Annotated in this window: 10 protein-coding genes and 1 riboswitch; of the genes, 1 reads left to right on the top strand and 9 read right to left on the bottom strand. The window is 70.7% G+C overall.

All coding sequences use genetic code 11. From position 1 onward, the window contains the following. The first annotated feature begins 112 nt into the window (after positions 1-112). Entirely contained in the window at positions 113-874 is a 762-nt protein-coding gene (locus tag CURTO8I2_RS04285) for an S-methyl-5'-thioinosine phosphorylase (protein ID WP_201295528.1), read from the top strand. Positions 875-926: 52 nt separating this feature from the next. On the opposite strand, the gene CURTO8I2_RS04290 is transcribed toward CURTO8I2_RS04285, so the two are convergent. The 9 genes from CURTO8I2_RS04290 to CURTO8I2_RS04330 form a co-directional block, all read right to left on the bottom strand. Beyond that, entirely contained in the window at positions 927-1643 is a 717-nt protein-coding gene (locus tag CURTO8I2_RS04290; protein ID WP_159678953.1) for a response regulator transcription factor, read from the bottom strand. Further along, positions 1636-4317: a sensor histidine kinase KdpD gene (locus CURTO8I2_RS04295; protein ID WP_159678955.1), complete on the bottom strand. Its 2682-nt coding sequence runs from the start codon at positions 4315-4317 to the stop codon at positions 1636-1638. The genes CURTO8I2_RS04290 and CURTO8I2_RS04295 overlap by 8 nt, the downstream gene beginning before the upstream one ends. A 4-nt stretch (positions 4318-4321) precedes the next feature. After that, positions 4322-4939, bottom strand: a complete 618-nt coding sequence (kdpC, locus tag CURTO8I2_RS04300) for a potassium-transporting ATPase subunit KdpC (RefSeq protein ID WP_159678957.1) — start codon at positions 4937-4939, stop codon at positions 4322-4324. Positions 4940-4949: 10 nt separating this feature from the next. Then, complete coding sequence (gene kdpB, locus CURTO8I2_RS04305; RefSeq protein ID WP_159678958.1) at positions 4950-7016, bottom strand: potassium-transporting ATPase subunit KdpB; 2067 nt, start codon at positions 7014-7016, stop codon at positions 4950-4952. A gap of 5 nt (positions 7017-7021) precedes the next feature. Beyond that, complete coding sequence (gene kdpA / locus CURTO8I2_RS04310; protein WP_159678960.1) at positions 7022-8731, bottom strand: potassium-transporting ATPase subunit KdpA; 1710 nt, start codon at positions 8729-8731, stop codon at positions 7022-7024. Positions 8732-8772: 41 nt separating this feature from the next. Further along, the gene (locus CURTO8I2_RS04315; RefSeq protein ID WP_159678962.1) at positions 8773-9480 is read right to left on the bottom strand and encodes a TorF family putative porin; all 708 of its coding nucleotides are present in this window, start codon (positions 9478-9480) and stop codon (positions 8773-8775) included. 186 nt (positions 9481-9666) lie between these two features. Then, positions 9667-11538 (bottom strand): TonB-dependent vitamin B12 receptor, encoded by a 1872-nt coding sequence (gene btuB, locus CURTO8I2_RS04320; protein WP_159678964.1) that lies wholly within the window; start codon positions 11536-11538, stop codon positions 9667-9669. A gap of 122 nt (positions 11539-11660) precedes the next feature. After that, positions 11661-11878, bottom strand: a riboswitch (cobalamin riboswitch). 50 nt (positions 11879-11928) lie between these two features. Further along, the gene (locus CURTO8I2_RS04325) at positions 11929-12303 is read right to left on the bottom strand and encodes a TfoX/Sxy family protein (protein WP_159678966.1); all 375 of its coding nucleotides are present in this window, start codon (positions 12301-12303) and stop codon (positions 11929-11931) included. Beyond that, positions 12300-12782, bottom strand: a complete 483-nt coding sequence (locus CURTO8I2_RS04330) for a GAF domain-containing protein (RefSeq protein ID WP_159678968.1) — start codon at positions 12780-12782, stop codon at positions 12300-12302. Before CURTO8I2_RS04330 ends, CURTO8I2_RS04325 begins: the two co-directional genes overlap by 4 nt. Positions 12783-12838: the final 56 nt, after the last annotated feature.

Raw genomic sequence — 12838 nt, forward strand, 5'->3', positions numbered from 1 at the left:
GGGTCGCCATGCGCCCAGCCACCAGCGCACGCCGGGTGTGTCCGCCCGGACGCGACCGTCGCCGTTGTAGACCCTGTGATCGGGCCATCGCGCGCCTGTCATCCACCAGAGAATCTCCATGCACCTCGACATCGATCTGGCCGTCATCGGCGGCACCGGGCTCTACCAGTTGGCCGACCTGCAGGACGTGGAGCCGCATCAGCCGGTCACGCGCTACGGCGCGTTGTCGGGGCCGGTGCGGGTGGGCACGCTCGACGGCAAGCGCGTGGCGTTCCTGGCGCGGCACGGGGAGGGGCACTCGGTGCCGCCGCACCGGGTGAACTACCGGGCCAACCTGTCGGCGTTGCAGGCGCTGGGCGCGACGCGGGTGCTGGCGCTCAATACCGTGGGCGGCATCACCGAGCGCTTCGGCCCCCGCGTGCTGGCGTGTCCGGACCAGTTGGTCGACTACACCTGCGGCCGGGTGTCGACCTATTGCGAGGAAGAGGGCACCGAGGTGCTGCACGTCGATTTCGGCGATCCGTATACGCCGGTGCTGCGCAGGCGCGTGCTCGATGCGGCAGCGTCGGCCGGTGTGACGCTGGTCGACGGTGGGTGTTACGGCGCGACCCAGGGCCCGCGACTGGAAACGCGCGCCGAGATCGCGCGCATGCGTCGCGACGGCTGCGATCTGGTCGGCATGACCGGCATGCCGGAGGCCGGTCTCGCGCGTGAACTCGGCCTCGACTATGCGTGTCTGGCGATCGTCGCCAACTGGGCGGCCGGCGCGGGCCCGCAGGTGGACGAGGTGATCACGTTCGAGGATGTGCTCGACAACGTCGCAGCGGCTTCGTCCGGCATTCCGCCGTTGCTGCGCGCGATGCTCGCGGGCTGAACCCGCCGGTCTGCACGCTTCATCGGAGCAGCCCCGCGCGAGCGGGGCTTTTTCATGGCCGCCGTTCGGCGTCGATGAAGCGCAGGCCCACACCGGGCTCGGTGGCGATGTAACGCGGCTGCGCGGCGTCGTCGCCCAGCTTCTGCCGCAGCTTGCCGACCAGGATGCGCACGTAGTGCACGTCGCCGGTATGGGTCGGTCCCCAGATCTCGCGCAGCAGCTGCGGCTGCGTCACCACGCGCCCGCCGTTGCGCAGCAGCATCGACAGCAGGGCGAACTCCTTGCGTGCGAGCACGAGCGGCACGCCGTCGAGCGCGACCTCGCGGCGCGCGAGATCGATCCGCAGATGACCATCGTCGAAGACCGGTGACGCGTCGGGGGCGTGCGCCTGCAGCCGCAACAACGCGCGCAGCCGGGCCATCAGCTCCTGGGTGCCGAAGGGCTTGGTCACGTAGTCGTTGGCGCCGGCATCGAGTGCGGCGACCTTGCCGCCTTCGTCGCTGCGCACCGACAGCATCACGACCGGCACCTGCGACCACTCGCGGATCGAGCGCAGCACGGCATGGCCGTCCAGGTCGGGCAGGCCGATGTCGAGCACCACGAGGTCCGCGCCGTCGCGTGCCAGCGTCTCGAGCGCCTGCGCGCCGGTCTCGGCCAGCGCGACGTGCCACCCCTGCGCGCGCAGGCTGATGTCGAGGAAGCGGCGGATCTGTGGCTCGTCGTCGACGACGAGAATGCGCGCGGCGCTGGCAGGCGTCGGGTCAGTCATCGGTGTCGTCGCGCTCCAGTCCGTCCGGGTGCTGCATCGGCAGCTCGATGCGGATCAGCGTACCCGCGCCGCCGGGGCCGCGCAGCGCCGAGACCGCGCCGCCGTGGGCGCCCACCATGCCCTGGCAGATCGTCAGGCCCAGGCCCGTGCCCTTGCGGCCGCGATCGCCGCGTTCGACGCTGTAGAACATGTCGAAGATCCGGCTGCGCTCGTCTTCGGGAATGCCCGGCCCCGCGTCGACGACGTCGATGCGCAGCCAGCCGCGGGCATCGCCCGGTTCCGGCGCTGCGATGCGACGTGCCTCGATCCGCACCGGCGCGCCGGGCGGCGAGAACTTCGCCGCGTTCTCCAGCACGTTGAACAGGGCCTGCTCGAGCAGCGCCGGATGCACCCACAGCGGCGCGAGGCGCGCGGGGACATCGCTCTGCACCACGATGTCGGGCTGGTAACGACGCAGGCGGCCGATGGCAGCGCCAACGAGCTCGTCGACGCCGATCCAGTCGCGGTTGAGCGTCAGGCCCTCGTGGCCGAGGCGGGTCATGTCGAGCAGGTTCTGGATGTAGCGGTCGAGCCGTTCGCCTTCCAGCACGATGGTGTCGAGCAGGGCGCGGCGGTCGCCGGTATCCATGGCTTCGCCGAACGCCACGAGGCTGCTGGCCGAGCCGATCATCGACGCTAGCGGCGAGCGCAGATCGTGCGACACCGACGAGAGCAGCGCCGAACGCAGGCGTTCGGTCTCGTTGGACACGCGCGCCCCTTCGAGGTCGGCGACCAGTCGCGTGCGCAGCGCCGCCTGCGCGATGTCGTCGGCCATCGCCTGCGCCAGCCGGTGCTGTTCGAGGCCGAGCCGGGAGCGCGATTCCGCGAACCGCAGTGCGGCGACGCCGAGCGTCTCGTGACCCGCGCGCAGCGGCAGCAGCCACCAGGGCGAGGCGGACAGGGTGTCGGTGAACCGGCCGGCGGCCTGACCATGCCGCAGTGTCCAGTCCACTGCCGCGGGATCGAGGCCGTCCGGCCATCCGGCCGCACCGTCGGCGTCGCCGATGCGCAGCCATGCGTCCGCGTCGAGCGCGCGGGCGAGCGCATTGCGTCCGGCCGCCACCACCTCGCCGAGATCGGCGGCGCCCGCGAGTTGCCGCCCCAGCGCCTGCAGGCCGTTGGCGTGCGTATTGGCCGCGCGCAGGGCCAGCACCTGCTCGCGCAGTCGCGCGGCGAGACGCCCGGCCACCAGGGCGGCGGCGAGGAACAGCAGCACGGTCACCACGCCGCGGTGGGCGCTGATCTGCAGGGTGAAGCGCGGCTCGATGAAGAAGAAGTTGTAGGCGACGAAGCACAGCACGGCCGTGGTCATCGCCGCGGCCATGCGCGCCTGCGCGGCGACGACGACCACCGCGACGATGAACACCATCGACAGGTCGTCGAGACCGGCGAGGCGCTGCGCCAGCCAGCCCAGAACGATGGCCAGCGCGGTGGCGACGACCGGCAGGACGACGTCGCGCGGTCCGGGCGCGGCATCGGCGCGTCGCCTGCGCCGCGCCCGGGCGCGCGCGTCCGGCGTACCGATGATCACCAGCTCGTGGCGCGCGCCCTGCTGCAGCAGGCGCTGGGTCAGCGTGCGGTTGACCATGCGCGCGAACGGCCGCTCGCGGGTGCGGCCGACGACGATCGTCGAGGCACCGATCCGCTCGGCATGTTCGAGCAGCGCATCGGCGATGCGGCTGCCGTGCAGCACGTCGGTCCCGGCGCCGAGGCTGCGGGCGAGTGCGAATGCCTGGTCCAGTTCCTGTTGGCGCTGCACGTCGCTGCGCCCGCCGGCATCGACGGTGACCACGCGCCAGGGCGCATCGCGACGTTCGGCGATGCGGCGCCCGGCGCGTACCAGGTACTCCGAAGTCCCCAGGCCATCGACGGCGACCAGTACCGTGCGCCGCAGGGCGAAACCCGGCAGACCGCGCGCGGCCTGGGTGCCGCGCAGCTCGGCATCGACATGATCGGCCGCGGCCTGCATCGCGAGTTCGCGCAGCGCGGCGAGGTTGGACGGCGAGAAGAACGCCTGCAGGGCGCGCGTCGCCTGGTCGGGCAGGTAGACCTTGCCGGCCTTGAGCCGCTCGATCAGGTCCGCCGGCGGCAGGTCGACCAGGCGGATGTCGCGCAGCCGGTCGAACAGCGCATCCGGCACGGTTTCGGTGACGCGCACACCGGTGATGCGGTGGACGACATCGTTGAGACTTTCGAGATGCTGGATGTTGACCGTCGTGCAGACATCGATGCCGGCGTCGAGCAGGTCGACGACATCCTGCCAGCGGCGCTCGTGGCGGCTGCCGGGCACGTTGCGATGCGCGAGTTCGTCGACCAGCACCAGCGCCGGACGACGGGCGAGCACCGCGTCGACATCCAGATCATCGAGTGTGCGGCCCTGGTAGCCGGTCTGGCGCCGCGGCAGCTGCTCGAGACCGTCGAGCAGCGCGGCGGTCTCGGCGCGCCCGTGGGTTTCCACCAGGCCGATGACGACGTCCAGACCTGCCGCCTGCAGTTCGCGGGCGCGGGCGAGCATCGCGTAGGTCTTGCCGACGCCGGGCGCGGCGCCGAGGAAGACGGTCAGCCGGCCGCTCGCCTCGCGGCGTCGGGTGTCGGCCAGCAGGGCATCGGCGCGGGCGTCGCGGTTGTCGACCATCGCCCTATTCTGCGCCGCGGCCGCCGGCCTGCGCGTCGAGTGCGAGGTTCAGGGCCAGCACGTCGACACGCGGGGCACCCAGCAGACCGAACTGGGGCGCGGCGGTGTGCGCCTCGACCAGGCGTTCGACGTCGGCGATCGCGAGACCGCGGGTCCGCGCGATGCGCGCGATCTGCACGCGCGCGGCGTCCGGACTGATGTGCGGATCGATGCCGCTGCCCGAGCGGGTCACGAGATCGCCGGGCACGTCGCGCGCCTCGATGCCCTCGCGGGCGGCGCACGCATCGATGTCCGCGGCGATGGTCGCGCGCAGCGCAGGGTTGCTGCGCGCCTGGTTGCTGCCGGCCAGCGCCATCGGATCGTAGCCGGCGGCGGACGGCCGCGACCTGAAATAGCGGGCATCGACGAAGGGCTGCGCGACCAGCGCCGAGCCGACGATGCGGCCCTCGCGTTCGACCAGACTGCCGCGCGACTGCGCGGGAAACAGCGCACCGCCGAGCGCGGTGGCAGCCAGCGAATACAGCAGGCCGAAGCCGAGCAGGGCGACCGCGGCGAGCCCGGAGGCGGCGCGGAGCAGGCCGCGCGGCGTCGACAGGGAGCGGGAAGAAGACGGGGTGGACATGACGGGCTCCTCAGGAACCGAAGACGGCGGCGAGCGCCAGGTCGATGAGCTTGATCGCGGCGAACGGCAGCAGCACGCCGCCGAGGCCGAAGACCAGCATGTTCCGGCGCAGCAGGGCGGTGGCGCTGCCGGCGCGGAAGCGCACGCCGCGCAGGGCGAGGGGAATGAGCATCGGGATCACCAGCGCATTGAAGACCAGGGCCGCAAGTACCGCGTTCGACGGACTGGACAGGCGCATCACATCCAGCGCGGCCATCTGCGGGATCGCCGCGGCGAACAGCGCCGGCAGGATGGCGAAATACTTCGACACGTCGTTGGCCAGCGAGAACGTCGTCAGCGCGCCGCGGGTGATCAGCTGCTGCTTGCCGACCTCGACGACGCGCAGCAGCTTGGCCGGGTCGGAGTCGAGGTCGACCATGTTGCCGGCTTCCTTCGCCGCCTGAGTGCCGGAGTTCATGGCCAGGCCGACATCGGCCTGCGCGAGCGCCGGCGCATCGTTGGTGCCGTCGCCGACCATCGCCACCAGGCGCCCGGCTGCCTGCTCGCTGCGGATGCGGGCGAGCTTGTCCTCGGGCCGTGCCTCGGCGATGTAGTCGTCGACGCCGGCCTCCGCGGCGATGGCCGCGGCGGTGAGCGGGTTGTCGCCGGTGATCATCACCGTGCGGATGCCCATCGACCGCAGCTGCGCGAACTTCTCGCGGATGCCGGTCTTGACCACGTCCGAAAGTTCCACCACGCCGAGCACGTGCGCGCCATCGGCGACGACCAGCGGTGTGGCGCCGCCGCGCGCGACCTGTTCGACGCGTGCGCGCAGTTCGTGCGACGGCTGGCCACCGAGCGACTGCACATGCGCGAGGATCGCGTCGAGCGCGCCCTTGCGGATGCGTCGCGGCGTGGCTGTATCGCCGAGGTCGACGCCCGACATGCGCGTCTGCGCGGTGAACGCGACGAAGCGTGCATCGGCGGGCGCCTCGATCGCCTCGCCGGGCCGGCGAGCGAGCGTGACGATCGATTTGCCCTCCGGCGTCGGATCGGCCAGCGACGACAGCAGCGCGGCCTCGCGCAGTGCGTCGGGATCGATGCCGGCCAGCGCATGGAACGCGGTCGCCTGGCGGTCGCCATAGGTGATGGTGCCGGTCTTGTCGAGCAGCAGCACGTCGACGTCGCCGGCCAGTTCGACGGCCTTGCCGGATTTCGCCAGCACGTTCGCCGAGAGCGCACGGTTCATGCCGGCGATGCCGATCGCCGGGAGCAGCGCGCCGATCGTCGTCGGAATCAGGCAGACCAGCAGCGCGACCAGCAGCACCGGGTCCAGCCGCACGCCGACGAAGCCCGCGATCGCCGGCAAGGTGAGCACCACGACGAGAAAGGTCAGCGTCATCGTCGTCAGCAGCAGGCCGAGCGCGATCTCGTTCGGGGTCTTCTGGCGGTTGGCGCCCTCGACCAGCGCGATCATGCGGTCGAGGAAGCTGTGGCCGGGCTCGACGGTCACGCGCACGACGATCGCGTCCGACAGCACCTTGGTGCCACCGATCACGCCCGAACGGTCGGTGCCGGCCTCGCGCAGCACCGGCGCGGATTCGCCGGTGACCGCGGCTTCGTTGATCGTCGCCAGCCCGCGCAGGATCTCGCCGTCGGCGGGAATGAGTTCGCCCGCGGAGACAGCGACCAGATCGCCGGGCTTCAGCTCCGCGGCAGGCACCCGGGTTTCGGCAGCGTCGTCCGCTTCGCCGGCCAGACGGCGTGCGACGAGGTCCTGGCGTGCCCGCCGCAGCGACGCCGCCTGGCCGCGGCCGCGGGCCTCGGCCATCGCTTCGGCGAAGTTCGCGAACAGCACCGTCAGCGCGAGCACCGCGGTGATGCTGCCGCCCAGCGCGGGTGTCGCACGGCCGAAGACGGTCAGCGCGCCGGTGAGCGCGGTGCCGAGCCAGACCACGGCCATCACCGGATTGCCGAGCGCGTGGCGCGGCGACAGCTTGCGGAACGCGTCGCGCGCGGCGGCGCGCAGGATCGCCGGTTCGAACAGGCGGGGATTGGTGCCGCGCGTCGGCGCGGCGGTGTCAGCGACAGGAGGCATCGGCATCATCCGGCGAGAGTCGCCAGGGCGAGGTGGTCGGCGACGGGGCCGAGCACCAGGACCGGCATGAACTGGAGGAGGGTGAGGATCACGACGAGGGCGATCAGGGTCAGCGCGAAGGTCGGCGTCTCGATCCGCAGGCTGCCGGCGCCTTCCGGCGCGGCGCGTTTGGCGCCGAGCATCGCGGCGATCGCCAGCGGTACCAGCAGCGCGGGATAGCGTCCGAGTGCGAGGACGACGCTCGTCGACAGGTTCCACCACCGGGTCGCGTCGCCCAGGCCCTCGAAGCCCGAGCCGTTGTTGGCGAACGCCGACACGTATTCGTAGAACACCTGGCTGATGCCGTGGAAGCCGGGGTTGCTGTTGCCGGTCCACGCCGGCACCGCCAGCGTCAGCGCGGTGAGTCCCAGCAGCACCACCGGCTGCAGCAGCACCAGCGCGGCGAGCAGCCGCACCTCGGGCGCCTCGATCTTGCGACCGAACAGTTCCGGCGTGCGTCCGGTCATCAATCCCGCCACGAAGACCGCGAGCAGCAGATAGACCAGGAACTGCTGCAGTCCGCAGCCGATGCCGCCCCAGATCGCGTTGATCAGCATGTTCGACAGGGTGACGAGGCCGGTCAGCGGCGCCAGCGAGTCGTGCATCGCGTTGACCGAGCCGTTCGAGGTCTGCGTGGTCAGCGCCGCCCACAGCGCGGAAGGCACGGCGCCGGTGCGGACCTCCTTGCCTTCCATCAGTGCGACGTCGGTCGACGTCGGCGATGCCGACTCCGACCACACCGCCAAGCCTGCGGACGCCAGCGACATCGCCAGCATCGTGCCGAGCACCAGCGGCGTCAGTTTGCGGCGGCGGGTGAACGGACCGATGAAGCAGGCTACGGCCACCGGCAGCAGGATCAGCGCCAGCGTTTCCAGCCAGTTGGAGAACGGCGTCGGGTTCTCCAGCGGCACGCTGCTGTTGGGGCCGTACCAGCCGCCGCCGTTGGTACCGAGCTGCTTGACCGCGACCATCGCCGCGACCGGACCCAACGGAATCTTCTGCGTTTCCATGCCGGCGCTCGCATCGAGCGGCGTCGCCTCGGGTCCGCCCGACAGCGTCGCCGGCACGCCCTGGCCGGTCAGCAGCACGCTCCACAGCACGGCCAGCGGCAGCAGCACGCGTACGGAGGGCCGCACGACATCGGCCCAGTAGTTGCCCACATCGGCAACACCGCCCCGTGCGACGCCGGCATCGTCCGCGTCGCGGCCGCCGAAGAACGCACGCAGCGTCGCTGCGACCAGCGCGAGGCCCATCATCGGCGTGACCACCTGCAGACCGACGATGCCGGCCATGTGCGCGAGGTAGGACAGTTGCGCCTGGCCCGAGTAATGCTGCTGGTTGGTGTTGGTCAGGAACGACACCGCGGTGTGCAGCGCGAGGTCCCACGACATGTTGGGCGCCGCGTTGGGATTCAGCGGCAGCCAGGCCTGGGTTATCAGCAGGACCCAGACCAGTACGCCGAGCACCGCGTTGCTGGCGAGGAACGCCAGCGCGTAGTGCTTCCAGTCCATGCCGCGCGACGGGTCGATGCCCAGCAGGCGGTAGATCGGGCGTTCGACCAGGCCGAAGACGCGGTCGCCCGGCAGCGGGCCGCCACGCATCACGGCGGCGAGATAGCGGCCCAGCGGCCAGCCGAGCGCGAGCGCAAGGCCGAGGACGGTGAAGAATTCGATCATGGCGGTGATCCGTCAGCGGGAAGGAAGAAGCGCCGCGGCGCTCAGAACGACGCCTGCAGCGCGGCTTCGACGCGCGTGCCGGCGAGACCGGGAAACGCGCGCTCGGCACTCGAACCGGTGTCGTGCAGGGTGACGCGCAGTTCGACCGGCGACGCGAACGTCCACACCGCGCCCAGCTGCGCGTGCGTGTAGTCGTCGTAGCCACTGTCGCGCGCCAGCCGGTAGTGCCCCGCTGCGGCCTCGATGCGGAGTGCGTCCGTCAGCGGCCAGCGCGCGCCGAGCTGGGCGTAGGTGCCGGCCGTGTCGCTGGCGAGTGCGTCGCGCGAATGCCCGACCTGCAGCCAGTAGCGTTCGTGCAGGGTCACCGTCGCGTTGGCTTCGGTCCAGTCGAGATCGACGGTCGCCGATGGATAGACGTAGTGGGTCAGATTGACGTCGAGTGCCCAGGCATCGGACAGCGCGCCCGACCAGCCGGCGACGAGATCGAACTCGGTCGACGCGCGGGTCTCCGGCGCGAACTCGACGCTGGATCCCCAGACCTGGGCATAGACGCCCGAAGCGCCGGCGACCTTGAAGCCTGCCTGGACGGCGGGATCTTCGTTGCTCTGCGACGTGCCGCGCCAGACGTAATCGCTGGTGAGGGCGGCAGTGCCGCTGAAGTCGTTGGCCTGCACGAGTGGGGCAGTCGACAGCACCAGCGCAAAGAGGGCGAGGCCGGAGGCGTCTCGCAGGGACGAACGGGTGGACATGCGGGTATCCCGGGCGGAACCGTTCCGCCGATGCCGCGCATGGTCCGCCCGCGCCGCATAAAGTCTCCATGCGGCGCGCCGGCTTGCGGCATAAATTCGCCGTAAAACCTGCGGCCGTAAACGCACACGGCCGTCATGCGACGGCCGTGTGGAATCACCTGGAATGCGGCGTGCGTCGCGCCTGTGTCAGCGCGCGGTCGGCGACCAGCGCAGCGCGAGGCCGTACTCGCGGCCGGGCTGGTAGTACCACGCGATGGTCTCGTAATCCTTGTCGAGCACGTTGGTCGCGCGGGCTTCCAGCGTCCAGTCCGGGTTGAATGCCCACGCCGCACGCAGGTCCAGCGTGCCGTGGCCGGCGACGCGCACCGTATTGGTGGCGTTGTCGAAACGGCTGCTGCTGGCGCGCAGTGTGGTGCCGACGCGGAAGTCGCCCAGGCTGCGGTCGATGTCGAGACGGCCGCTGTTGCGCGCACGACGGGCGAGCAGGTTGCCGTTGTTGGCGCTGTCGCTGCGGTCGCGCGGATCGACGTGGCTCAGTTCGGTCGACAGGTCGAAACCGGCGAGTGTGGTCGCGAACGTCAGTTCTGCGCCGCGGATCCGGGCTTCCTGGATGTTCTGCGGGACGAAATTGCTGTCAAGGAAGATCAGATCGTCGACCCGGCTTTCGAAGACATTGATCGACCAGTTCCACGTGTCGCGGTACTGGGCGAGGCCGAGGTTGGCGGTCTTCGCGCGCTCCGGCTCGAGGTCCGGATTGCCGCTGCCGAACGGGAAGTAGAGATCGTTGAACGTCGGCGCCTTGAAGCTGGTCGCTGCGCTGGCGTTGAGTCGCAGGCCGTTCTCGAAATCCAGACCCCAGCCGAGGCTGCCGGTGGTGTGGCCGCCGAACTGTTCGTTGTCGTCGTGGCGCACGCCCGCCTGCACGCGGTGCGCGCCGAAACGCGCCGTGTAGTCGGAGAACACCGCGAAGTTGTCGCGCGCGGTCAAGGCGTACGCGGTATCGCTTTCGATGTTGTCGGACATCCAGTCGAAGCCGAGCGAGAAGCGCTGGGTCGGCGCGAGACCGAAATCGGCCTGCAGCGAGGCGGTATCGCGGCGTGTATCGATCTGGCCGACATCGACGCGCGTGCCCGCGTCGATGTCACGGAAGTAGGTGCTGGACTTGTCGTACGCCCGGCCGGCCTGCGCGGTCAGCGTGACAACCTCGGACGGTGCGTACGTCAGCTTGCCGCCCGCCACCTGCTGGACATTGTCGGCTTCGTTGCCGCCGAACACGCTGCCGTCGTATTCGTTGAACGCGTCGGCATGGAGCACGTTGCCTTCGAGCGTCAGACCCTGCGTGAGTTCGACACCGCCGCGCGCATTGAACGAGCGGTTGCGGTAGCCGTCGCGATCGGGCTCGTCGACGAAGCAGCCCTGGAACAGCGTGCCGGAACCGCGGCAGCTGTCGATGCCATCGGTGCGCTGGAACGCCGCGTCGACGCCGAACCAGCCGCGACCGGCACGGCCACCAAGGCCGGCGCTGGCTTCGCGCAGGTGGTGGCTGCCCATCCCGACACGCGCGTGCGGGCGGATCACACCGGTGTTGCGGCGGGTGAAGATCTGGATGACGCCGCCGATCGCTTCCGAGCCGTATAGGCTGGAGCGCGGGCCGCGGACGATTTCGATGCGCTCGATCTGGTCGACCGGGATGTCCTGGAACGACGCCAGTCCGGCGGTCGCCGAGCCGACACGCACGCCATCGACGAGGACCAGCACGTGGTCGGACTCGCTGCCGCGCATGAACACCGAGCTGAGCTTGCCCGGACCGCCTTGGTTCGCGATCTGGATGCCGGCGCGGCCGCGCAGCAGTTCGGGCAGGTCGCGCGCCTGGGTGCGTTCGATCTCGGCGCGGTCGATGACCTGCGCCGGCACGATGGTGTCGCCGAGCGTGCTTTCAGCGCGGTTGGCGGTGACGAGCACGGTGTCGAGATCGCGCGCGTCGGCGGCGGTCGCCGCTGCGGCGACTGGGGAAGCGAGTGCGGCGACGATCGCCACGGTCAGAGTACGGAACGGCATTGCAGTCTCCTGGTCGCGTGCACCCACGCACGCGAGATGTCGGGAGATCGCGAGGACGGACACGGCTGCCGGCCGGACGCGCAAAGCCGTCCGGAACGCCGCCGCAATGCCCGCCGCATCGCAATCGAGGAAGACTTCGTGGCCGGTCTCCGGACTCGCGCGTGGGAGTTCTCCCGGGCGTCGCGCCTTCCCATACCGGAGCACAGTGGCGGATGCGATGCCTTGAACACGCTTACCGTTGCGGGGGCAGTGCCGGGCTGGCGCATACGCGCGTCACCGGCTTCCCGTTTCAACCCGGACGGCGGAACGCCGGCAGGTCACCATGAAGCTGACGCGGATTGTACGTGAGCGCGGGGTTGCGGGCGCGGGCAGGGCGCGCCGGTGTGGCGGTCAGTCGTCGCGGCGGTCGAACAGACTGTCCAGCTGAGACTCGGACTCGAACGTCTCGGTGACGGTCGTCGTCACCGGCCCAGCGGCCTGGCGCGCGCGCGGATCGGGCAACAACGCGGTCGCGGCCTCGGCGGCTTCGACCAGTTGCGCGCGACGCGCTTCGGGCACGTCCTGCCAATGGCAGTCGAGCAGCGCGCCTTCCAGCGAATACAGCAGGTTGAGGCTGGGCCTGAAACCGGCGCGGCGCACCTTGACGAACGCCTCCACGGCGCCGGCCGCTTCGAGATCCTCGCGCGTCCGCAGGCCGACCTGACGCAGCCAGGCCGCGGACTTGGGGCCGATGTTGCGCAGTTTGAGCGGCGTCGGCGCGGTCATTGCAGGGCTTCGAGATAGATCGCGGCGAGCGACTCGATGCCCGCCTGGTCCTCGGCGTCGAAACGCGCCGGCATTGGACTGTCGAGGTCGAACACGCCGACCAGGCGCTCGCCGGCATACAACGGGACGACCAGTTCCGAACGCGACGCGCTGTCGCAGGCGATGTGTCCGGGGAAGGCGTGCACGTCGTCGATGCGCTGCGTCTCGCGCGTGCGCGCGGCCGCGCCGCAGACGCCCTTGTCGAGTGGAATGCGCACGCAGGCCGGCAGGCCCTGGAACGGGCCGACCACGAGTTCGGTGCCGTCGAAGAGATAGAAGCCGACCCAGTTGAGATCCGGCAGCGCGTGGTAGACGAGCGCCGAGAGATTCGCGGCGTTGGCGATCGCATCGCGTTCGCCGTGCAACAGCGCCCGTGCCTGTGCCGCCAGCGCGGCATACTGTTCGGCCTTGGAGCCGGTCAGGGGAGATGAAGTGAACATGCCGCGAAGTGTAGCAGCGGCCCCGCAGGGGCCCGGCGGACTGGACGCGTTGCCGC

The organism is Luteimonas sp. 9C (assembly GCF_902506295.1).
Taxonomy (GTDB): domain Bacteria; phylum Pseudomonadota; class Gammaproteobacteria; order Xanthomonadales; family Xanthomonadaceae; genus Luteimonas.